Annotated in this window: 23 protein-coding genes; 20 read left to right on the top strand and 3 right to left on the bottom strand. The window is 49.8% G+C overall.

The genetic code is table 11. From position 1 onward, the window contains the following. The first annotated feature begins 6 nt into the window (after nt 1–6). The 17 genes from rnz (at nt 7) to AWM70_RS08510 (ending at nt 16,678) form a co-directional block, all read left to right on the top strand. Nucleotides 7–945: a ribonuclease Z gene (rnz, locus tag AWM70_RS08590; protein WP_068695503.1), complete on the top strand. Its 939-nt coding sequence runs from the start codon at nt 7–9 to the stop codon at nt 943–945. 288 nt (nt 946–1,233) lie between these two features. Beyond that, the gene (locus tag AWM70_RS08585; protein WP_068695501.1) at nt 1,234–2,034 is read left to right on the top strand and encodes a TIGR01457 family HAD-type hydrolase; all 801 of its coding nucleotides are present in this window, start codon (nt 1,234–1,236) and stop codon (nt 2,032–2,034) included. Nucleotides 2,035–2,037: 3 nt separating this feature from the next. After that, nucleotides 2,038–2,853 carry an Fpg/Nei family DNA glycosylase gene (locus tag AWM70_RS08580; protein WP_068695500.1) on the top strand — a complete coding sequence of 272 codons (816 nt, stop codon included), beginning with the start codon at nt 2,038–2,040 and terminating at the stop codon, nt 2,851–2,853. Continuing rightward, the gene (locus AWM70_RS08575; protein WP_068695499.1) at nt 2,843–3,703 is read left to right on the top strand and encodes a deoxyribonuclease IV; all 861 of its coding nucleotides are present in this window, start codon (nt 2,843–2,845) and stop codon (nt 3,701–3,703) included. The genes AWM70_RS08580 and AWM70_RS08575 overlap by 11 nt, the downstream gene beginning before the upstream one ends. Before the next feature lie 36 nt (nt 3,704–3,739). Further along, on the top strand, nt 3,740–4,108 hold the full coding sequence (locus tag AWM70_RS08570; RefSeq protein ID WP_068695497.1) for a cyclic-phosphate processing receiver domain-containing protein: 369 nt from the start codon (nt 3,740–3,742) through the stop codon (nt 4,106–4,108). 27 nt (nt 4,109–4,135) lie between these two features. Then, nucleotides 4,136–5,269 carry an SAM-dependent methyltransferase gene (locus AWM70_RS08565; RefSeq protein WP_068695495.1) on the top strand — a complete coding sequence of 378 codons (1,134 nt, stop codon included), beginning with the start codon at nt 4,136–4,138 and terminating at the stop codon, nt 5,267–5,269. 181 nt (nt 5,270–5,450) lie between these two features. Further along, on the top strand, nt 5,451–6,971 hold the full coding sequence (locus tag AWM70_RS08560) for a serine/threonine protein kinase (RefSeq protein ID WP_068695493.1): 1,521 nt from the start codon (nt 5,451–5,453) through the stop codon (nt 6,969–6,971). Between the two features lie 6 nt (nt 6,972–6,977). Further along, nucleotides 6,978–7,925: an SAF domain-containing protein gene (locus tag AWM70_RS08555; RefSeq protein ID WP_068695491.1), complete on the top strand. Its 948-nt coding sequence runs from the start codon at nt 6,978–6,980 to the stop codon at nt 7,923–7,925. A gap of 26 nt (nt 7,926–7,951) precedes the next feature. Beyond that, nucleotides 7,952–8,677, top strand: a complete 726-nt coding sequence (locus tag AWM70_RS08550; RefSeq protein ID WP_151208738.1) for a hypothetical protein — start codon at nt 7,952–7,954, stop codon at nt 8,675–8,677. Beyond that, nucleotides 8,662–9,489, top strand: coding sequence for a hypothetical protein (locus tag AWM70_RS08545; protein WP_068695487.1), 828 nt, complete (start codon nt 8,662–8,664; stop codon nt 9,487–9,489). Before AWM70_RS08550 ends, AWM70_RS08545 begins: the two co-directional genes overlap by 16 nt. Then, on the top strand, nt 9,486–11,312 hold the full coding sequence (locus tag AWM70_RS08540; RefSeq protein ID WP_068695485.1) for a P-loop NTPase family protein: 1,827 nt from the start codon (nt 9,486–9,488) through the stop codon (nt 11,310–11,312). Before AWM70_RS08545 ends, AWM70_RS08540 begins: the two co-directional genes overlap by 4 nt. Before the next feature lie 31 nt (nt 11,313–11,343). Continuing rightward, complete coding sequence (locus AWM70_RS08535) at nt 11,344–13,371, top strand: hypothetical protein (RefSeq protein WP_151208737.1); 2,028 nt, start codon at nt 11,344–11,346, stop codon at nt 13,369–13,371. Nucleotides 13,372–13,392: 21 nt separating this feature from the next. Continuing rightward, nucleotides 13,393–13,878, top strand: coding sequence for an ABC transporter permease (locus AWM70_RS08530; RefSeq protein WP_068695481.1), 486 nt, complete (start codon nt 13,393–13,395; stop codon nt 13,876–13,878). A gap of 6 nt (nt 13,879–13,884) precedes the next feature. Then, the gene (locus AWM70_RS08525) at nt 13,885–14,310 is read left to right on the top strand and encodes a hypothetical protein (protein WP_068695479.1); all 426 of its coding nucleotides are present in this window, start codon (nt 13,885–13,887) and stop codon (nt 14,308–14,310) included. A gap of 26 nt (nt 14,311–14,336) precedes the next feature. Next, nucleotides 14,337–14,879: a hypothetical protein gene (locus tag AWM70_RS08520; protein WP_237167908.1), complete on the top strand. Its 543-nt coding sequence runs from the start codon at nt 14,337–14,339 to the stop codon at nt 14,877–14,879. Further along, complete coding sequence (locus AWM70_RS08515) at nt 14,866–15,861, top strand: hypothetical protein (protein WP_068695475.1); 996 nt, start codon at nt 14,866–14,868, stop codon at nt 15,859–15,861. Before AWM70_RS08520 ends, AWM70_RS08515 begins: the two co-directional genes overlap by 14 nt. A gap of 118 nt (nt 15,862–15,979) precedes the next feature. Next, a complete protein-coding gene (locus AWM70_RS08510) occupies nt 15,980–16,678 on the top strand; it encodes a winged helix-turn-helix transcriptional regulator (RefSeq protein WP_068695473.1) in 699 nt (232 codons plus the stop codon). A gap of 106 nt (nt 16,679–16,784) precedes the next feature. Here AWM70_RS08510 and AWM70_RS08505 read toward each other — a convergent pair whose 3' ends face one another. Together AWM70_RS08505 and AWM70_RS08500 are read right to left on the bottom strand one after the other, a co-directional pair. After that, a complete protein-coding gene (locus tag AWM70_RS08505) occupies nt 16,785–17,330 on the bottom strand; it encodes a C40 family peptidase (protein ID WP_068700496.1) in 546 nt (181 codons plus the stop codon). A 267-nt stretch (nt 17,331–17,597) separates the two neighbouring features. Then, nucleotides 17,598–18,242 (bottom strand): thiamine diphosphokinase, encoded by a 645-nt coding sequence (locus AWM70_RS08500; RefSeq protein ID WP_068695471.1) that lies wholly within the window; start codon nt 18,240–18,242, stop codon nt 17,598–17,600. Between the two features lie 140 nt (nt 18,243–18,382). Between AWM70_RS08500 and AWM70_RS08495 the strand changes: the two genes are divergently transcribed. After that, the gene (locus AWM70_RS08495) at nt 18,383–19,003 is read left to right on the top strand and encodes a trimeric intracellular cation channel family protein (protein ID WP_068695469.1); all 621 of its coding nucleotides are present in this window, start codon (nt 18,383–18,385) and stop codon (nt 19,001–19,003) included. An 86-nt stretch (nt 19,004–19,089) separates the two neighbouring features. Here AWM70_RS08495 and AWM70_RS08490 read toward each other — a convergent pair whose 3' ends face one another. Further along, nucleotides 19,090–19,818, bottom strand: a complete 729-nt coding sequence (locus AWM70_RS08490; protein WP_068695467.1) for an alpha/beta hydrolase — start codon at nt 19,816–19,818, stop codon at nt 19,090–19,092. A gap of 250 nt (nt 19,819–20,068) precedes the next feature. On the opposite strand from AWM70_RS08490, the gene pdhA reads away from it, so the two are divergent. Both pdhA and AWM70_RS08480 read left to right on the top strand, forming a co-directional pair. Further along, nucleotides 20,069–21,136: a pyruvate dehydrogenase (acetyl-transferring) E1 component subunit alpha gene (gene pdhA, locus AWM70_RS08485; protein WP_068695465.1), complete on the top strand. Its 1,068-nt coding sequence runs from the start codon at nt 20,069–20,071 to the stop codon at nt 21,134–21,136. A 154-nt stretch (nt 21,137–21,290) separates the two neighbouring features. Further along, on the top strand, nt 21,291–22,268 hold the full coding sequence (locus AWM70_RS08480) for an alpha-ketoacid dehydrogenase subunit beta (protein WP_068695463.1): 978 nt from the start codon (nt 21,291–21,293) through the stop codon (nt 22,266–22,268). Nucleotides 22,269–22,283 lie beyond the last annotated feature (15 nt).

The raw sequence follows: 22,283 nt of genomic DNA, 5'->3' as shown, positions 1-22,283 counted from the left end.
CTGTTTATGGAACTGTATTTTATGGGAACCAATGCGGGAGTTCCTTCCCTGCAAAGAAACGTGACGTCACTGGCGCTCCGGATGCTGGATGAAAGACGGTCGTTCTGGCTGTTTGACTGCGGCGAGGGCACCCAGCACCAGGTGCTGCGTTCTCCGCTGCGGCTGAGCAAGCTGGAAAAGGTATTTATTACTCACCTTCATGGCGACCATTTATTTGGACTTCCAGGTTTGCTGTCCAGCCGGGCGAATCAAGGGGGAGATACGCCGCTTACCGTTTACGGCCCCAAAGGACTGAAGGCTTTTATTGATCTGACGCTTGGCATCAGCGAATCTCGGATCAATTATGAGCTGATCGTAAAGGAGCATGAGGGCGGCGTGCTGTTTGAGGATGACACGTTCCAGGTCGAATCGGCTTTGCTTGAACACCGGATCGACAGCTACGGCTACCGGATCATCGAGAAGGACCGGCCCGGCAAGCTGGACTTTGAAAGCTTGAAGAAACACGGCGTCAAACCAGGTCCGCTCTACGGACAACTAAAACGTGGTGAGAATATCGTCACGGAGCAGGGAACGGTTGTACGTTCCTGTGATGTGCTCGGCAAGCCTAAGAAAGGTAGAATCGTTACCATATTGGGCGATACGCGCCCCTGCCGGGCAGCCGTTGAGCTGGCCCGAAATGCCGATATGCTTGTTCATGAAGCCACATTCCTGCATGAACTTCAGAAAACGGCTTATGAATATCACCACAGCACCGCCGTGCAGGCGGCGGAAGAAGCCAAAGCGGCAGGTGCGCATGAAATGTTCATGACGCATTTCAGCTCCAGATATAAAGACGAGGAGCAGCTGGCTCCGCTGCTGGAAGAAGCCAGGGCGATCTTCCCGAATGCCAAGCTGGCGGTAGAGCATGTGCTGTATCCGATCAGCAAATATCCGGACAAAAGCTGATCCAACCGCCTCTAGCCGGATTATTTTCCGGGAAAGCGCAGGAAGTGACAGACTTTAGCAAAGTTTTGCTTCGTCTTTCCGCTACAGGGCATCAGCTTTCGCTCGGGTTCGACGCTGTTTCGATAACATCTGTCATGACGGCTTGAAGGAGCTGGGCAATACTGCCGGAAATAAGGAATCGGATTTGCCATTCCTCTCCTTTTATGACTACAATAAAACGAATGCGGCTAATGCTGTTAGCTGTGTTCCATACATATTTTTTTAATCGGTTATAAGGAAGTGACTACAATGGCGTTTGGATGGAAAGGTTTCCTGATAGATCTGGACGGCACGATGTATCATGGCTCCAAGCGGGTCGCCGGGGCCGATGAATTGATAGCGGAGCTGAACAAGCAGAATATTCCTTTTTTATTTGTGACCAACAATTCTTCGCGGACACCGGGTGAGGTGGCGGACAGTTTACGCGGGATGGGCATACAAGCCCAGGCGGACCAAGTATGCACCTCTGCCGTTGGGGCAGCGCGTTATTTGGCGGAACGTGAACCGGGAGCCCGCGTTGCGGTTGTCGGTGAGGCGGGACTGGTAGCGGCTCTTGAAGAAGCGGGACTGGAAGTGACGGAAGACTGCCCGGAATACGTAGTTCAAGGGATTGACCGCAGTTTTACCTACGAAACGCTTCGCAAGGCGGTTGAGTGGATTACGGGCGGGGCGGTTTATATTTTGACAAACCCGGATCTGCTGCTGCCTGGGCAGGATGGTCTTGCCCCCGGAGCGGGTACGCTGTCAGCGGCCATTCAAGCTGCGACAGGTGTTAAGCCGGTGACAATCGGCAAACCGGAATCGATTTTAATGCTGCAGGCGATCGAACAACTCGGGTTAACGGCTGCGGAAACTGCAGTGATTGGTGATAATATGCTGACGGATATTTCCGCCGGAAGCCGGTCCGGCTGCGGAACGATTTTGACCTTAACAGGGGTGACAACCTCAGATAATCTCGAGCATTACAAGGAATTGACCGGGATTACGCCGGATCAAATTTTTGGAAATTTGTATGAACTTATTACTGCTTTGCAAGGAAAGGGAAGATGAGACATGCCGGAATGGCCGGAAATGGAAAATTACCGCAGTCTGCTGTCCGGACTGCTGCTTGATAAGGAAATCAGCGGGGTGAAGGTAAGCCGTGAGAAATCGGTCAATCCGGAGCCTGAGGCGTTCAAGCAGGGGCTGATCGGCCGGAAAGTGATTTTTGTTGAGCGCAGAGCCAAATATCTGATCTTCCATCTGGATAACGGCCGCAGATTGCTGCTTCACCTTATGCTGGGCGGCATGCTTTATTTGGGTTCGGAGGAAGACAAACCTAAACGAAATACGCAAGTTGAGATTGAGTTTGGCGATAAAACGTTATATTTCATTGGGTTAAGATTAGGGTATCTGCATCTGCTGACCGCTAAACAAACGGAAGAAGCATTATCCGTCCTCGGCCCCGAGCTGCTGGACCGCCGGATGAACGAGCAGCGTTTCATCCAGCTGCTGTCCGGTCGCCGAGGCATGCTCAAAACAACCTTGGTCAATCAGAATGTGATGGCTGGTATCGGCAATTGTTATGCGGATGAAATTGCATTTGCGGCTGAACTTCGGCCGGACGTCAAGATACAGGATTTGGAGGAGCAGGATTTGGCCAAGCTGTATCGGGCGATCAGAGAGGTGCTTACAGAAGCCGCCGAGCGCGGCGGATATATGGAAATGCCTTTGACAGCAGATGACAAGCTGACCGGAGGCTCCAACGATTGGTGCAGGGTGTACGACCGGGAAGGGGAACCGTGCGTCCGCTGCGGACAACCGATCATCAAAACAGAACTTGCATCCCGCAAAGTGTTCTACTGCGGGAACTGCCAGCATGGCAAATAGATTCCTAATCAGGGCCGGGGCGCATTACAGTATCCGCGGCGGTTATTCAGGAGCTGCCAAAACAGCGCACGCGCAAGGCGCGGGGGCTTTTCAATATTTTCCGAAAAATCCCCGCAGCCTCGGCATTAAGGTCTGGAACGCCAAAGACGCCGAGCTTTGCAGAAGGTTCAGTGAGCAGCATGGATTGCTGTCTGTCGCCCATACGCCTTATCCAAGCAATCTGGCGGTCAGCCGGGAGGAGGAGCCAGATTTGTTTGGGACAACCGTAGGTTCGCTGCGCAACGATTTGGAAATTGCGGAGGCCTGCGGATCTCAGGGAATAGTTGTCCATTTTGGCATATATAAGAAAAGTAACCCCTTACAAGGTTACAAAAATGTTATACAATGTATAAATAGTATCCTTTCCGGCTGGAAGGGAAAAGCCAAACTCCTGATAGAAAATCAAGCCGGCAACCACGGGGACATGGGAATGACCCTCGAGGAACTGGTGCAGGTCAGGAAGCTGTGTGAACAGCCTGAGCGGGTTGGTTTTTGCTTCGATACCTGTCATGCGTTCGCTGCCGGGATCTGGAGCGGAGCAGATGATCGGTTCTTCTGGAGCAAAGCGCAGGAGCTCGGCTTCTGGGATCTGGTCGAGTGTGTGCATCTTAACGACTCGGTATACCCGTCAGGCAAACGCAGGGACCGCCATGCCAGGGTCGGACGCGGATTTATCGGAGCCGGGCCTTTGCAGGAGCTGGTGGGAATCAAGGAGCTGGAAGGCAAGCCGCTGATTATGGAAACGGAGCCTGGAGCGGACCAGACCTACCGGGAGGATATAGGCCTTGTCAACGGTTGGGCAGTCATCTGACCGGGGCGGCAATAACTTGGGAAAGGAAGAACAGATTTGATTCATTTATATATGGATGATTTGCGCCGTTGTCCAACTGGTTTTGTGCTCGCACGAACGGGGCAGGAATGTCTGCAGCTCCTTCGGGAGATGGAAGTCGATATTTTATCGCTGGATTACGATATGGGCCCAGAGGAAATGACCGGAGCTGAAGTGGTTGCAGCCATGGTGAACGAAGGGCTTTATGCCAACGAGATCTATTTGCATACTTCAAGCCTTTATGGTCGAAACAGCATGTACGAAATGCTTTATGCCAACAAACCTGAACATGTTATTTTGCACAGTTGTCCGGTGCCGTTTGAAAGACTGGATGAGATTGCCCTTCATCATAGCAGGAAACAGGAAAAAAAGAATGAACAGCAGTAAGCGTTCATCAGGAGGACACGATTGGATATGAACGAGCAGTGGGAAGACCGGCCAAAGGAAGAGACAGGGACAGAAAGGGAGGAGCAGTCGTCGCGCTGGATATGTACGGCCAATCACGGCTTCTCCCCTTATGCCCAGGAAGAGCTCCGCAGAACATTTGGTTCCTTGAAGAGCCAGGTTCTGGAATCGGGAGAGGTCATGCTGGTTACTTTGCCGGCTTCCGCGGATCAAGTTTTGCTGCAGCTGCAGACAACGCCTTTGATGTTTCTGAGACATATGTTCCCGGTACAAGCCGAATTCAGGTTTGAACCTGGCGATGAGCCCGCAGGAATGATCATGAAGGTTGCTGAGTTTGCCAAAGGGCAGTTCGGCGAATGGCTGCCGGCAGCTGAAGAAGCTTTGACAGAGCAAGGAAAAGAAGCGACGGCTGTTGCTGTTCAAGTCCGCAAAAGCGGCAAAAGCTTCTGGCAGGGGAGTGCCCTGGAGCTGAAAGACGGTATCGAAGCGGGCTGGGATCCGGAACCGGAGCAGACCAAGCTGGTTGTCCGGGATGCCGATTTTGTATTGTCCGTATATGCGGCTGAGGAGACCGTTTATGCTGGTATATCGACGCCTGCAGCCAATCTGTCGGATTGGAACGGTGGTGCGGTTCGCTTTCAACGGGAGGAGGGGCAGATTTCCCGTGCGAAATTTAAGCTGCTGGAGGCCGAGCGCACGTTTGGCATCGGTTTCAGCGAGTTCAGAAATGCACTGGACATCGGCGCCGCTCCCGGCGGCTGGACTTCTTTTTTGCTGGAAAGAGGTTTGACGGTGACGGCGGTGGACCCGGCGGATATGAACCCGGAGCTGCTTAAGCACCCTAATTTGACTTATATTAAGAAAAACGCAGACAGCGTAGCCTTTGATCAAAATCAATTTGACCTGTTGGTATGCGACATGAGCTGGAGCCCCAAGCTGACGGCGAGACTGGTGATTGATTTGCTGTACAGCCTCGTACCGGGAGGCACGGCTGTTGTGACCATCAAGCTGCTAAGCAAGAAACCCCTTGCCTTGATTAAGGAAATTCAGGAAATGTATACGGACGCGCGTATGCAGATCATCCAAGCGAAGCAGCTGTTTCATAATCGGGACGAAATCACATTATATATGATTAAATATTAATGTCATTAATGTTTTAGAAGAGTTTTTTTTCACAAAAAGGGTTTACAGAACCGCTTCCTGTGTTTTATAATAATCCCAAAATTATACAACCGTTAAGGGAAAGCATCCCAGACTCCGAATACCAGCAGGTATTCGGGTTTGGGGGCTTTCCTTTTTTGTTGTCTGAAAGGGTGGATGTGTTATGGCTCCGATACCGGAGCTGCTGGAGAATGGCACGCTGCTTGCTGGTCGTTACCGGATTGTCCGGCATACGGGGAGCGGCGGCTCCAGCCATGTTTATGTGGCCAGCGACCTGAAGCTTCCGGGAAAGCTTTGGGCGGTGAAGCAGACCCTGGCAGCTCCGGGAGGGGCTGGACGCATGGAAGAGGAGACGGGCGTGCTGATCGCCTTGGATCACCCGAGGTTTCCAAGGATTGTGGATTTTTTTCAGGAAGATGAGGGAGACGAGGAAGCAAATAAGGAGGGGAAGCCGGAGAGCTGTGGCGATTATTTATATCTGGTAATGGATTATATCGAAGGCGTCACATTAGAGGAGCATGTCCGGGGCGGGCAGTCCCTTCGGGAGGAGGAGATCATTCGGCTTGCGGATCAGATCTGCGACGGCCTTCATTATTTGCATACCCGCGAGCCTGCGATCATTTACAGAGATTTGAAGCCTTCAAATCTAATGGTTGAACAAGGGAAAGAAATCCGATTTATTGATTTTGGTACGGCCAGGGCCTATAAACCCCAGCTGACTGAAGACACGATACAGCTGGGCACGGTTGGTTTCGCGGCACCTGAGCAGTATTTGGGCAAACAAAGCGATGCAAGAACGGATTTATACGCTTTAGGAGCAATCATGCTGTATATGGCTTCTCGAGGCAGATATACCCAATGGCCCAAGGATGCCCGATCCTTCGATCGGAAAGAACTATCGCAGGGTTTGGCCCGGCTTATCCGCAAATTGCTCAGCTACGAAGCGGAGGAAAGGGTTCAAACGGCATTGGAGGTGAAGAGAGAGCTGCTGATGCTGCAGCCAGCTTATTCAGCAGGACAGAAAACAGCCGAATCTGCGGACAGGCCTTTCCTCATTGCGATTACAGGCGCAGCTTCTGGCCTGGGAACGACTCATTTGGCGTTTCTGCTGGCCCATTCCTTGTCTTCCCACTTCTCAAAGGTAAGCTATGTGGAGTGGAATGAACGACCTTCTACCCTTGCTGGCCTGCAGACAGCTTCAGCGGCTTCCGCTTTTACCGGGAAAGGCATGGGGCATAGGCGTATAGCCTATTACAAGAAACCTTCCAAAGCGGAGTGGCTGCAGCTGCTTGGAGAGGGCTACGGCCTGATTCTGATGGATATGGGGACAACGCATAGCAAGGAGAGCCTTGAAGAGTTTACCCGGGCCGATCTGCAAATTGTAGTCCTTCCGTCAGGGCATTGGAGGAGGAATGAGATCAGCAGCTGCAGCCAGAGACTGTCTGGCTATGCGGGCAGAAAACGGGTTTATGTCGTGCCGATGGCGGATGCCGATGGCATTCAGCACATTAGCCGACTATTGAAGGGCTCGAAGGTTTATGCCCTTCCGGCGGAGCCGGACCCGTTTCATCCAAGGGAAACTTCGGTTCAGGCGGCAAAGCGAATTTGTGAAGTGCTGCTTCCGAAGCAGCGCCGCACGTCTGGATGGAGGCCGGGATGGCTTAAAATCAATAACAGGGAGTGAGAAGGAGTGGCAAGACTCAGAACAAAGACACGTCATGTTATTTACGGAGCTGCTGCGGGAACCTGTGTCTCTGCGCTGCTGCTGGGCGGCTTGCTCGTTCAGACCGAAATGCGTCAGGCGAAAGAAAAAAACAGGCTTGAGCAGCAGTACAGCGCTGAAATAGCTCAGTTCAAGCAGCAAACGAAAGCCACCTTAACGAAAGGCTGGGTACCCAGCAGGGAGATTGCCGCCGGTCAGAAGATCCTCGAGGATGATCTTGAGCCGGTAGAGCTACCCAAAACATCTGTACCCGGCAACTTTATCGCAACCAAAGACCGTATTACGGGCCGAACGGCCAAAGTGGAGCTTGGGGCCAACACCTTGATCACCGAATCCTTGTTATATGAGGAGGAGGCAACACCCGGTGATTTAAGAAACCGTGAAATGAGCTTTGTGCAGCTGCCGAATTCACTCGGCAAAGGAGATGTCATGGATATACGGATCCAGTTCCCGACTGGCGAGGATTATATTTTATTGTCCAAAAAGAAGGTCAACGATTTGAAGAAGCCGACTTTAACGGTGACTTTGGACGAACACGAGATTTTAATGTTATCCAGCGCTATTGTGGATGCCTATCTGCATAAAGCTTCAATTTATGCGCTGACTTATGTCGAGCCGGGACTTCAAGCGAAAGCCATTCCTACATATCCGGCTAATCAGCAGGTGATGAAGCTGCTGGGCAGGGATCCGAATCTTGCCGTTAAAGCAGAAAACTATTTGAACTCGCAGGCTTCAAGAGATTTGCTGGAACAAAGCTTAAACACCGTCTCGGAGCAAAGTGCCCTGAGCTTTGCGGGCAGTCAGGCGGAAGCGGCAGCAGCTGCGGCAGAGGCGGGGGCTTCTTTAAACGGAAGGGAAGAGGAGGAGGGAGGACCACCCTGGAACGCGCCTCAAACGGAGCTGGTCGGAAATTAATCTGAATATAGAAGGGAGAGATGAGCATGAAAAGCTGGATTTATGCAGGGGTAAGCGATAAACATGACCTGCTGCTGTATGTGTGCAGACTGCTGGCTTCAGCCGGAACCAAGGTGCTGCTTGTAGATGGAACGGAACGTCAGGTTTACCGCTATTCGATCGGGCAGGCCGAACCTTCCTTACCGATTACGGAATATTGCGGATTTGATGTGGCCTGCGGCTTTTTTTCTGCAGAATCATTAAAAATTTATTTAAAGGATCAGAGGAGCTCAATCGAAGATTATGATTTTATAGTTTACGATCTGGAGAAGCTGACGTTTTGCGACGAAGCCGACTGGAAAGCAAGCGACGGTATCGTTTGGGTAACGGCTTTTGAACGTTTTGCCGTAGAACGGAGCGTTGAGTGGTTCAAACTTCTGTTCTCCAAATATCCCGCCTTGCAGGGGATGTGCTCTGAAATTGTGTTTGTACGTTACGTTGAAAGTTCGGTAGAGGAATCCTATATCCGGGCCATGATTGGCCAGCTGCCGATCCAATGGGGCGGGCAGGCAGTTAAAGTTCAGTGGGATGAACGCGATTATGGAGTTCAGCTCGAAAATGAACATAACCGGGCTCTGCACCTCAAACCGTTATCCCGTAATTATAAGAAAACCATTCGTTTGCTGGCCGGCCGAATGGCAGGTAACGGAATGGCAAAGACAAGAAGCTTGCTTAGAAGCACGGCAAGGAGGCAGGTATGGGCAAATTCCTGATTTATGATGGAGATCATTCGTTTGGAGCCTCGGAAATCGCTGCAGCTGCGGCCATGGAAGCGGCACTGAGCGGGTTTGGAACCCATCTGCTGGTCCATTTGGGCTCCAAAGGAGAAGGAGCCGAGCAGGGATTCCTGTCTCTTGGCAAGTCGGATATGCATCAAGGGCTGATGTTTGCCGGAGAAGGCATGGATGCCTTGTTCCAGCTGGCGGAAAGCGGCAGGCTCAGCAGCGGTAATATTGTCGATTATACCTTTCCTTTGCTGAAGGGAAGGCTGGATCTTGCCTTCGGTCATGAGCTGCCGGTAAAACGGACTTTAGCCGGGAAGGAGCAGGTTTACCGCAGAATTTGGGACAAGGCTGGAGGGAGATACAGCCGGGTTATCGTCCAGGGTTCTGAATGGATGCTCCGGCAGGCCGGCATTGGACCAGGAGATAAGCAGATTGTGGTGCTGCGTCAGAATCGGGGAGTTTTGCAGCGTTACTACAACCGGGTCACCTCGAATCTGGCGGCTGATAACAAGGAGCTGATTGTGCTTTATCCTTACGATGAAAACTCCGTTCTGAGCGTTAAGAATGTCAAACGTTTGTTTGGCAGAAGCCTGCCGATCATCGGGGTTCCTCACTGTACGGATTATGTGAATGCCTGGAATAACGGGGAGGCTGCAGCTTTTATGCTTAGAAACCGGCGTACGGCAAAGAAAGCCCAGCCTAACAGCTCTTTCATAATGGCTATACGCCAGTTGACCGGTTATCTGGGCCATCCTGGAGTGCCTGGCGGATTAGCGGCGGCGGAGGGAATGGAGCCATGATTGATGCGGGCTGGATGATCCTAGTTATTGTCCTTCTCTGTGCAATCAGCTTCTGGTATTTCCGAAGAGGGGCCGAGAGGCAGGCCTTTCAATTGGAGGAATATACGGCTGGTTCAAAGGAGCTGGATGAAACCTTGAAGGTGCTTAGCTTTGTCAAACAATCGCTGCACGAGCTGAGCCGCAATCAGCTTGAGGATTATGGATTAAGCGAAGAGGCCTATAAACGGAAGCGAAACCAGCGGGCGGAGCTGAGGCAGGCTCTGAAAGGCTGCGTCTCCGGCGATCTTCGGGATAAGTTATACGTCAAGAACTATATCAGCCGTGTTCTGGAGTCTGGCTATCCGTTATCGGCAAGCCAAATGAACCGGATTATTCCTTTTGACGAGCGGGAGAAGCTGACCGCACAGGATCAATTTGATATCTTGTTATATTTGTACAAGCAGCGTCACGGGAACAAGGCTTTGTCCACGATGATTGAGGAATACAGGCTCGATTCGCCTAAAACCGATGAGTCAAGCGAAGGGGATTTCCGATATGAGATTGATGCGGAGGCAATTAATCATATCTTTTACATGGAATACAGGGAGCTTGAAGAGAGAGAGAAGCTGGAATTGATCGTGCAGCGGGTTTACCAGATATATAAAGGGTTCTCAGTTGTGGACGAAATTCGGGATCAGGGGATCGACGGGGTCAGCGGGGGAGTTAGCGGTTCCGATTATACAAACAGGGAAGGCGTGCTTCAGCAGGTATTTGAACAAGGGTGGGAAGGGCTGGCAGGACCGGAAGCCAGCGGTGAAAGAAACTTCGATAGTGTGTGGATCTTCTATAGAGGCAAGTCGATTCGCTTGTCCTTTCTGTCCTTTGGTTCAGAAGGAGAGCTCAAACGGGTCTGTCAGAACATTTACAAATATAATTTGCCAGGCCAGCTGTCAGAAGCCTCGGCATATAAAGTGAATGAAATGAAAGACGGCTCAAGGGTAGTGGTGGTTCGGCCGCCGTTTGCGGAGAGCTGGGCTTTTTTTGTCCGCAAGTTTGATATCGGCAGCGCTTCGCTGGAGCAGCTGATTAAGGGAGAAGGTGCCGAAACGGTTATTTTCCTGCTGCAGTTTCTGATGAAAGGCGCCCGGATAACCGCTGTCACAGGCTCTCAAGGAGCGGGAAAAACGACTCTGCTGATGGCCTTGATCAAATCTATTTACGGGTCTTATACGCTTCGAATTCAGGAAATGTCCTTTGAGCTTCATCTTCGCCGCTTATATCCGAACCGGAATATTTTGACCTTCCGGGAAACCGATCATATCTCCGGTCAGCAGGGGCTGGATCTGCAGAAGAAGACAGATGGAGCTGTTAACATCCTAGGTGAAGTAGCGACGGACGAAGTAGCCGCATGGATGATTCAAATGTCACAGGTAGCAAGCCTGTTCACGGTATTTACCCACCACGCCAAAACATTTGCAGATTTGATTCATGCCCTTCGAAATTCCCTGCTGAAATCCGGGTTGTTCCGGGACGAGCTCACAGCAGAGAAGCAGGTGATTCGGGCAATCCATTTTGACGTTCATTTGCGGCATGACATGGACGGTTCAAGATACATAGAACGGATTACGGAATGTGTGCCGGTTCAGGGGCCAATCGATCATTCAGGTCAAGCGGGGCAATATGAAGCGAGAGATATTGTGGTTTACAGCAATGGCAAATATGAAGTCCGGGATACCCTTTCGGAACAGACCCGGCGGGACATGAGGAAAGAGATGGTTCCTGCAGACGCGATTCGTTTTGATCGTTTCCTGGCCGACAATTGGGGGGAACAGCTTGGAGCTTAAAACATGGCTTTTTTGGGCAGCGGGCCTTAGTATGGCAGGCTTTGCAGCCATTCTTATAAGCGCCGGCATCCTTGGTCGGCATAGTCTAAAGGCGGAGCCTATACCGTTCGAAGCCTTGTTGGCCGGCAAAACGAAGCTCCGGTGGAGAGGTTTCGTTTATTTGTTCCTGCAGCGTTCCTATCTGCTGTTTCTCAAAACCCCTTTGCTGCGTCAATATACTCGAAAAGTCCGAAGCCGGCTCACTATCGGGCTGCATCGGGAAGAATATCGGATCAGGCTGCGAACGGCAGCGGCCGTCTATAGTCTTCTCAGCTTGCTGCTCGGCGGAGTGATAATCCTGTTTATTATGAATCCGGATCCGATTTATCTCTTGACTTTGTTGATTTCGGCAGCGGTGATAAACGGCCTGCTGCTCGAAGCATATGCTAACCGGCTGCAGCGCCGACTGCTTGAGCAGACCGATGACCTGTTTACTAAAGTTCGCCATGCCTATCATCGGTCCGGGATGGTGGATGAAGCGATCCTGGAGGCGTCGGAAGGGGCGGAAAGGGAGGTTTCCGCTCATGGCTACCGCATTCATGAAGCCTTGAATGATCATAATCCTGGGCGCAGTCTGGAGAATTATTATGAAACAAATCCCGGCAGGTTTCTCAAAACCTTTGCCGGCGTTTCGTATCTGGTTATGGAGTATGGCGACAAAGTCAGCCATGGCGGTTCGCTTTTTCTAAAAGCACTGTCTGAGCTGGCCAAAGAAATACATCTGGATCTGCTTCGTCTTTCCAAACTCGATTATGTATTGAAAGGGCTGAATGTCATCGCCCTTGCACCGTTATTGTTCACCAAACCGATTGAGCGGTGGGCCAGGGGGAATTTTCCGCTGATGGACGCCTTTTATGCCGGGAAATACGGCATGCTCACGAAAGCGGCGATTTATGCGGTTATTTTAATTTGTTATGTGCTGCTGCAAAAATTAAAAAGCGAAGAAGAATACCGGCCAGCCAAGCTGGCTTCCCGCTGGGAAAAACGGCTCTATGAGCGAAGAATAGTCAGGGGATTGGTTCGTGTCTTTTTGCCAGCTCCCCGCTCCCAAAGTTATATCCGGAATTCGGAGCTGCTCAGGGATAGCTTCAGCAAGATGAGGGTGGAGTGGTTTGTAGTCCGCAGGCTGGTATTATTTGCAGGAACCTTTCTGGTGGTGATTGGTTTATTTCTGGTTCTGCACGGGCAGGTCAGAGCTCATATTTTGAACGGAGTCCATTCGACCCAGCTGTTCTTTGGAGCGCCTGATCAGCAGGAGAAGACGAGGCTGTCGGCTGAGGCCGTAAGCGATAAAGAAATCATGAAGGAACTGGGGCTGAATAAACATTCGAGCTATGAAAAAATTGCCGCCAGCGTCGCCAGCCACTCTGAATTCCCTTTAACTAAAGATCAGCTAAATGATTCAGTAAACCGTATTGCCGGGAAGCTGAGCCGCTGGAATGCCGAAGTGCTAAGGGGTTGGGAAGTGCTGACTGCCCTTGGAGCGGGTGTCTGCGCCTATTATGCGCCGTATTGGCTGCTTCTGTTCGGGCGCCGAATCCGCAGGCTGGAAATGAAACATGAAATTTATCAATTTTATACGATCATTTTCATTTTAAGGGAAATGCAGCGCATTTCCGTGGAGGAAATTCTGGAATGGCTGAATTCGTTTGCGGTTATCTTCAAAACTCCGATAGAGAAATGTTTGCTGCATTATGAACATGGACCGGAGGAAGCCATCGAAGGGATGAAACGGGATGTCACTATGCCTGAGTTTCAAAGGCTTGCGGACAAGCTGGCGCTGGCGGTCGGCAAAATTTCGGTTAACCGTGCTTTTGATGATGTGGATGGAGAAATGGGATATTTTTTTGAACAGCGCAAGCTGGATTATGAGAAGACGCTGGATATGAAAGCGAATCTAGGTAAAACCATTGGGTTCACGCCTATGTACGCCCTGGTGTTTATGTATCTGGTCATACCTTTAATTTGGATGAGCTTCAGCCAAATGACCGTTTATTATGAACAAATTCAAAAATTATAAGAAAAGGCAGGTAATGAAAATATGAACAACGCTTCTTCAGCACTTAAGGTGGCAGCAGGTATCTTTCTTACCATCGCATTGATTACGATTGTCGTGATCTTGTTCATCTCCGCCCAGGAGGCAACAAAAACCGCGCAAAATAATTTCTCGGATATTCAGACTGAGCTTGCTCAAGCCTCGTTCACCGTTTATGACGATACGACGATCAGCGGATCGCAGGTTACCAACGCGCTTCGGAAATATAAAGGCAAAACCCAATTCGGCATCCAGGTCAAAACCGGCAAAAATATGACAGGCCAATGGTATGGCTCCACACTTAATGTCTCCAATATTGAGAATTCCGATTATGGCTCCGTGTTGGTTGAAAGCAGTGCTAGCATAGGCAATACGTGGAATGAAGCCAGCAGCGAATACGTCAATCCAAGCGGCAAGTTTAAAGCAGAAGTGGTCAAGGACAGCTCGAATGTCGTTCGCGGGCTTATCTTTACTCAAAGTTCGGTCAGGTAGGCCGGTATGGAGTTTAGCTCTATCAAATCCATGCTGTGGACAGCCGTCGGCCTCAGTTTGTTTGTGGCGGCTTGTACCGTTATGACACGGAGCGTACAGCTTTCCGAAGATGCCTTCAGGGCCACGGCGTCTGTTTATTCTAACCAGGCTTTGAATGTCTATACGGATAGGGAAGGAGGAAATGGAGGGAATACTGACGGCGATTCAGTGTCCGTCTTTAATGGTGCGCAGGTGATTTATATGTGGAGAAACAGCTTGCTGGAAAAGGTCGTGATTATCGTCAATGGAGAGATATTCCCCGTGCCGGAGCCTTATCCTGACCCGGAATGGACAGCTCCGGCCAACCGGATTCGTCTAGATCGGTTATATACCGCTGTCTATCGATATGACGATCATAACCAACTAAAGGAGATCAGCTTCACCGAGCAATAAACGGGAGGAGGAATGGATTGTCTAACGTGTTGTCCAAAATTACGGCCGCTTTGCTGGCTGTCCTGCTGCTGTACGGGTTCCCGATGCTGCAGAATGTCAAACGGCAGGAGGACCTTTCCCAATTGAATGCTTACCGTATCATTACCCAATTTGTTGATGCTGTGCGGACTAAAGGATATATATCTCCTGTTATGTATAACGAATTTAATGCAGAGCTGGGTAAGGTGTTCGCGGGATTTGAACTGGACCTGGAGCACCGCCATAAGAAATATCAGCCGGAATACGGGGATGCAGCGGACCCAGCAACTTTTCTGGGACGGTTCAGTGTTTATGAAGAAGCTCATTACGGCGATGAAATTCTGGAGCAGCTGTTCCCGGCTCAGCCAGCGGGTACAGACGAAGAATCCCGAAACTATTATTTGAGCGCGGGTGATTACTTCGAAGTCAGGATCCGTGATCAAACCCAGAAGGTCTCAAGTGTTCTGAACCGTTTTCTTTATGGGGATGAGATGGCTTCATCAACAGCGCTGCTGGAATATGGGGGAATGGTGCTGAATGAAGATTACTGAATGGGCGATCGTGTTTGTGCTGCTGGCTAGTCCATTCTTCTGGGTATCCTCCATGCGGGCGGATAATCTCCGGGAAGTATTTCTGCTCGAACAGCGTTATAACTCGATTCTGAAGACGGCCGTACAGGATGGAGCGAGCAGGCTCAATGTCAATGAACAGCCGCTTTATGAAGCGGGATACGTTTCGGACAAATTTTTTCGGGTCGATAAACAGGCAGGGCTGGATGCGCTGCTGGAGACGTTGTTTATGAATTTTAACCTGGTGGATGATCCGGTCGGCCAGCAGGCGTTTATGCTTTATGTTCCGGCAGTGGTTGTGCTGGACTATGACGGATATTGCATTTATGGAATCCAGGACAGGATGCAGGCGGACCGAGGGAAGCAGCAGATGGGCGGCTGGTTCCCGAAGAAGCCTTATGTTTATACAGATGCTGCCGCTAATGTCCTTTCCTTCACCCTGGACAACCAGCTTACGCTCCTCGATCCACGCCAAAAATTGTTCCTGCAAGGATTGCCTGAAGACCTGAAAGGGAAAACGGATGATCCGCTGCTGGAGAATCCGGAAATGCTGGATGCAGTTCGCAGGACGGCTATCGTATCCTCTGTAGAACAGGATCTCGAACGGATTGTGGCTGAGCACAATCATTTTGCAGAGCAGGCTGGAGTAAGCTATACCTTTACGCTGCCAAACATACCGGACGAAACCTGGAACAATACGATTGAAGATGCAGGGATGCTTGTTTTCCTGCAGGGGATTCCGGTAGGTGATCAGTATTATAACAATTTTGCTTTTGGAGGCGGCAGGCTGCTGAAGAAGCGGGCTGTGATGGGAGGGATCGATGCACAGACGGGCATTAAATATTATTATCGGAGACCGTGCGAAGGGGCCTACCGTTTAGAAGAAACCTTTACGAATGAACGTGACGCCGCGGCAAGCGGGTATTTTGAAGCCCGTTGTAAAGGTGTATCCACAACAAGATGAAGGGGAATACGAGAGGGGTGTAAGAGAAAGGATAGTATGAGAAACCGGCAAGCTCCGCAAACTAGGATTAGTTGCCGATGAAACGGATGACTTTTCTATGTCGGGGTGAAAGGGAAAGATGGAGAAGCGTTTGGTTTTGGTTTTCCTTGAAGGTGAAGACAACTCGTATGCGCAGCAAATTATAAGCCGGCTTCAGGAAGCCGGCTTTGAAGTGGAGCGGTATGGGGGAATGGAGGCAGATACCTTTAATGACAGCATGGATCTGCCTCCGGATCTGCTTTTGATCGATGGGGATTCCAGGGATACCCATACTCTAAAATCGTTAATTCGGCTAAAATGGGAGGACGGCTTGCTGCCTTACCCGGTAATCGTCTTGACGGATTCACCGACTACGGAGGGCCTATTGGAGGCATTCTCCGCCGGGGCCAACGATTATGTACATAAAAAAGCGCCTGCCCAGGAATTAATCGCCCGGATAAAGAACTTGACCGGGTTATTTCAACGCATTGACCCCCGTGAGCATCAATATATTGAGCACGAGGATCTGCGTATCGAAATCAGACAACATAAAGTATTCAGGGCAGGCGAAGAAATTCCCCTAACGCCTAAAGAATTTGAGCTGCTGCTGTTTCTGGCGCGTCGAAAAAAGAAAGTTTGCAGCAGAGAATTGCTGCTGCATGAAGTCTGGGGATATGATTTTACGGGTAGAACCAACGTCGTAGACGTTTATATCAAACATATCCGAAGTAAAATTGACAAAGGTCGTAAACCCAAATTACTGCACACCGTCCGCGGTACAGGATACATGCTTCAATAGACAAGCAGATGTTACCTGCGACCGTGAAACGTAAGTTAACCGACTAAGCCCAAAGTCGATCAGGCTCGAGACTCGTGGCCTGAGCTAAGCTATAGTTCAGATAGAACTACAATACACGGCGTGCTTTCAGATAGGTTTTCTTCCAGTTGCCGGAGTTCAGGTTCGAAATGGTTACTCCAGGTTTACCGTAGGTGTGCAGGATCTTGCCATTGCCTGCATAGATGGCAACGTGAGTAACGTTCTTCCCGTTAGCGCGGCTGCCGCTGGAGAAGAAGACCAGATCGCCAACTCTAAGGTTTGCTTTGGAGACGGCAACGCCTTCTTTAGCTTGTTCTTTAGAAGTACGCGGCAAAGTTACGCCATAATGTTTAAATACGTATTTCGTAAAAGAAGAGCAGTCAAAATATTTGGTTGTTGAAGTAGAAGCACCAAATTTATAAGGTGTTCCCATGAACTTTTTACCGTAAGAAATAATCTTGGAACCGGTTGAAGTTGCCGTGCCGGAAACCTCCAACGCAGTTGCAGATGACGTATTGGCTGTATCGGCAGCTGCAGAAGCCTGGGTTTGTCCAGCGAGCATCATGCCTGTAAAGCCAACGGAAGCACAAATCCCTACTGTTATAACTTTCTTATAGAGTCCTTGAATTTTGATCATTTGTATGTTCCTCCTGATGTTGTATTCTCGGGCTTGACCAAAGTATAACAGGTTTGAAACTTCCTAATTTTATCCATAGATAGGAGAGAGTTAGGTTTATCAGGGGGTTGAGCCTAATTATTAAAAAACGATTAAAATTTACAAAAAATTAAGATTTTTCAGAAAACCAGGAGCAAAAGAAAAGGCCCAAACCTCTGTGCAATAAAGGTTTGAGCCTTTTGATCCCGGTTTTATTTGATCGAAATAAAAGTTACAAAAATGTAATCAATCCTTGCTTTGAATAATCAAAAGCAGGCCGCTTTCGATTTGAATAGTTCCTTCATTTTGTACCAGCTTATTGCTGATGCCCAAGGATTGGCCCATTCTCAGCGAGGCGTTTTCCAGCTTGTAAAGGAACCCCTCCAGCGTAATCCCGGTCACCTCCGGTGTCAATGGAAGCAGTGAAACGTAATCGAAGTTGCGTTTCTCCACGACAGCCGTTGAGCCGGTTAAGGTAATATAGTTGGTTGTGTCCCAGATCGAGCTGGCGATTTGGTGCTGCAAAGCCCGGAGCATCATCTGGATATTGGCCATGGAATGATCGAGCCGGCTGCCGAGAACACCAAACATTATAATTTGATCCGGTTGTCTGTTCAGGGCAATATCAAAGGCCAGTTCGGCATCGGTCAGGTCCTTGTCAATCGCATCTACAGCAATGACCTCTGGACATATCTTCTTCAGCTCTTCCAGGTGCTGCGGAGTAATAGAATCAAAATCCCCGATGGCGGTATCCGGAATGATCCCGTGTTCGATCAGGAAATAGGCGCCGTAATCGGCCCCTATAATATAATCCCCCTCCTGGATATGCTCTTTGAAATCCGGGATAATATCGCCGCCTGCGAATATAAGAACCCGATTGGTAGATGTCATGTGTATCTCTCCTTGCTGCATTTTGGGGAGCTATGTAATGACTATAGTATAAAACAGAATTTTTTGTTGTACAATTTGCCAGGAAAAGCTACAATGTTTACGTCATATGTGAGATTACGAAGAGGGAAGAAGCAGGGGAAATGGAGTTATTTGATCTGTTCAGCATTATAGGCACCATTGCGTTTGCCGTTTCCGGGGCCCTTGTTGCCATGGAAGAGGAATACGATGTGCTTGGCGTAGTGGTTTTGGGGTTGGCAACCGCTTTTGGCGGAGGGATTATTAGAAACATTCTGATCGGAGTCCCGGTGACCACGATCTGGACACAAGGGCCGTTAATGCTGATCGCCTGCATATCCATTGCCGCAGCTTTTCTGGTTCCGGTATCCTGGATTCGCCATTGGAAGAAAGGCGAGGCCTGGTTTGACGCTATCGGACTTGGTGCTTTTGCCATTCAGGGCGCCTTGTATGCCGTCAAGATGAATCATCCGGCCAGCGCCGTTGCGGTAGCAGCCCTACTGACAGGGGTCGGGGGCGGGATTATCCGAGATCTGCTCGCGGGACGCAAGCCATTGGTTTTGCAGGATGAGATTTATGCGGTATGGGCTTTAATTGCCGGGCTCGCCATCGCTTTCGGCTGGTCGCAGACCACAACGGAGATGATCATTCTGTTTCTTCTCGTAGTTGTCTCCCGGATGCTTTCTGTCCATTATCGCTGGAGACTGCCTAGAAGATCGCTGAAAAATAAACCTTTTGCACGATAACAAACACCAGTAAAGGTTAGGAACACAAAAAGGCCGCGTCGTTCAGACGGGCCTTTTTGTGTGTTTTCTTTCAATAATAGACAGGATCAGCGAAGGAAATGCCGAAGCGCATCCGGCAGCTCCTTCTGCCAGAATCCCCAAATATGGGCGCCGTCTTTCTCGAAATATACGACCTTGGCTCCGCGTTTCTCAAGCAGTTCTTTGGTTCTGCGGTTCAGATCCACAAAATCGTAAATTCCGGTGTCTGTCTGGTAATCCCGTTCCTGCAGCCCTACTACCATATAAAGGCTCAGGGATGAAAGATCGGTTTCCGATGCGATGATTTCCTGGCTGGGGATGTAAAAGGCTCCGGACAGGGTAATGATTTTGGAGAACATGTCCTTGCGTCTCAAAGCGATATGAAGCGATACCGATCCGCCCAGGGAATCCCCGGCCAGAATCCGTTCCTCCGGCGTACGGCGCACAGGATAATTCTGTTCCACGTAGGGTATAATTTCTTCAGTAAAACAAGCGACATAAGCTTCGTGACGGCTTCCGAAAGGCGCATACTCCTGGGTTCTGACCTTCACGTTCACTTCGACTCCTACAATAATAAAAGGTTCGATGTCCTCGTCCAGGATGAGCTGGTTCGAGTAGGTGGCAATCCGTCCAAAGTTGAAAAATTCTTCGCCGTCTTGGCAGTATACGACCGGGTAGCTCAGCAGCTCATTATAGCCGGGCGGCAGATAAATGCGCAGCTTGCGCGTCTCGTTCAAAAATTGGCTGTGAATTTCATGTTTCACGACAGTCCGCTTCAAATATCGGTTGTCTGTCATAGCTGTCACTCTCCCTTTTTCTTTGCATTTGGAGGCTTGATCAGGTAAGATTAACCATGGTGGTGAACACGCTTTCTTACTGTGATACTCCTCACTGCTGTTACACCATTTTTATTGCGCTGTTATACATACAAGATTTGCTTTCTAATACATTTTTCCTTATATCCTTTGACGAAAGGGATATAACAGATGTATAATAATTCTATAACAGCGGAACCTGATATTCAAATTTTTTGTCGAGGTGAAAAACATGAGCAAAGTTCCTTATGAAGTATATACGGAAGAAGTAGAAGCTTTGTCCGTACTCTCTCCGGACGGCGAAATTATTAATCCTGATAAAGTACCCGACCTGACTGACGATCAGTTGAAAGAAGTTATGTACCGTATGGTATTTACCCGTACTTGGGACGAACGTGCAATCAATCTGGGCCGCCAAGGCCGCCTTGGTTTCTACGCACCGGTTTCCGGTCAGGAAGCAACCATGGTAGGCAGTGAGTTCGCGCTCCAGAAAGAAGACTTTGTATGTCCTGGTTACCGTGATATGCCGCAAATCGTATGGCACGGCCTTCCGCTCTACCAAGCCTTCCTGTATTCTCGTGGCCATCAACATGGCGGACAAATTCCTGAAGGCGTAAACGTACTTATGCCGCAAATCATCATCGGTGCGCAGATTTTGCATGCGATGGGGATCGCAATGGGTTACAAATTAAAGAAACAAAAACAAGTTGTCATCACTTATACCGGTGACGGCGGTTCTTCCGAAGGCGACTTCTACGAAGGCCTGAACTATGCTGGAGCATTCAAGCTGCCGGTTATTTTCTTTGTGCAAAACAACGGTTATGCGATTACTACTCCGTTTGCTAAACAAACAGGTGCCTTGTCCATCGCTCATAAAGCTGTTGCTGCCGGCATCACTGGCGTGAAAATTGACGGTATGGACGTATTTGCGGTTATCAAAGCAGTTCAAGAAGCCGCTGAACGCGCACGCAACGGGGAAGGCGCTACGCTGATCGAAGCCGTGACTTACCGTTACCGTCCGCATTCCCTTTCTGACGATACTTCCAAGTACCGGACGAAAGAAGAAGAAGGACAATGGGGCGAAAAGGATCCAATCAACCGTCTTGCCAAATACCTGGAAAAGAAAGGTCTTTGGACAGAAGAAGATACGGCTCGCGTGAAAGAAGAAGCCAAAGCAAAAGTCAACGAGCAGATCAAGAAAGCTGAACAAACCGAAAAAATGACGATTCCTGGCCTGATTGACAGCATGTTTGAAACTACACCTAAACATCTGGAAGAGCAAAAAGCGGAATTTAAATAAAGTCGGACTTGTGTTCCGCCGAGCTTTACGCCGGCCGTGTCTTCTTGCCTACATAGAAGGTCTGCCGGTGAAGGTCAAATGGATTGATTCTGATATACGTGTTGTATATGCTTTGTGAACGTGACGAGGAAATTGTTAAGGAGGAGTAATAGCAATGGCACAAATGAACATGAAAGAAGCGATCCGCGACGCGCTGCGCGTTGAGCTGGAACGCGACCCGAACGTTGTAATCTTCGGGGAAGACGTAGGCCATGTGGGCGGCGTTTTCCGTGCGACTGAAGGTTTACAGAAACAATTTGGTGAAGAGCGTGTATTTGATACTCCGCTGGCTGAATCCGCAATCGGCGGTTTGGCAGTAGGTTTGGGTATTCAAGGCTTCCGTCCGGTTGCCGAAATCCAATTCGTTGGTTTTATCTTCGAAGCTTTGGACCAAATCCTGGTTCAGGCAGCCCGCATGCGTTACCGTTCCGGCGGCCGCTACAATGCGCCGATCGTATTCCGTACGCCATTCGGCGGCGGCGTTAAAGCGGCTGAGCTTCATACCGATGCTTTGGAAGGCCTGATTGCCCAGACTCCGGGGATCAAGCTGGTTGTACCTTCCAATCCTTATGATGCTAAAGGTCTGATGATCTCCGCGATTCGCGATAACGACCCTGTATTTTTCATGGAGCACTTGAACCTGTACCATGCTTTCCGTGATGAAGTGCCTGAAGGCGACTACACCGTAGAGCTTGGCAAAGCTAAAGTGGTTCGTGAAGGTTCCGATGTTACCATTATCTCTTATGGCATGATGGTTCATACTGCGCTTAAAGCAGCTGACGAGCTGGAGAAAACCGGCGTGAAAGCGGAAGTTATCGACCTGCGAACCTTGGTGCCGCTCGACATCGATACGATTATTGCTTCCATTAAGAAAACGAACCGTGCGATCGTGGTTCAGGAAGCTCAGAAATCCGCAGGCATCGCGGCGGAAGTGATTGCCCAAATCAACGAGAAAGCCATTCTTCACCTGGAAGCTCCAGTCCTTCGTGTGACACCGCCGGATACCGTTTATCCGTTTGCTCAAATCGAAGATACCTGGCTCCCGACTCCAGCGCGCATTATCGCTGCCGTACAACAAGTTCGTGAATTTTAACTTATAAATCAATCC

Source organism: Paenibacillus yonginensis (assembly GCF_001685395.1).
Taxonomy (GTDB): domain Bacteria; phylum Bacillota; class Bacilli; order Paenibacillales; family Paenibacillaceae; genus Fontibacillus; species Fontibacillus yonginensis.
This window is presented reverse-complemented; position numbering and strand designations above follow the sequence as displayed.